The sequence below is a fragment of the Hydrogenophaga sp. OTU3427 genome (assembly GCF_038440225.1).
In the GTDB taxonomy this organism is placed as follows: Bacteria; Pseudomonadota; Gammaproteobacteria; order Burkholderiales; family Burkholderiaceae_C; genus Hydrogenophaga.
Genome location: NZ_JASATI010000150.1, coordinates 1 through 235, shown reverse-complemented (window position 1 = coordinate 235; position 235 = coordinate 1). Strand labels below are relative to the sequence as shown.

General features: G+C 68.5%; 1 pseudogene. It reads right to left on the bottom strand.

The annotated features are described in order from the left end of the window. Positions 1-235: pseudogene (locus tag AAHB17_RS24690) on the bottom strand (dihydrolipoyl dehydrogenase); the annotation flags it as partial.

Below are 235 nucleotides of genomic sequence, written 5' to 3'. Positions count from 1 at the left end.
CCCCCGCCTTGTCGGCGGCGATCTTCTTGCCGTTGGGCGTGCGGCCCACGGCCTGCAGCACGAGGTCGTAGACCTGCGGCGCGGGCGCGGTGCCGCCCTCTTCCGCTGCGGCAAACGTCACCTCGATGCCCTCGGGCGTGGCCTTGGCCCCCACCGTCTTGGTCTTGAGCATGATGTTGTCGAAGCGCTTGGCGTTCATCTTCTGCCAGATCTTCACCAGGTCGCGGTCGGCGCC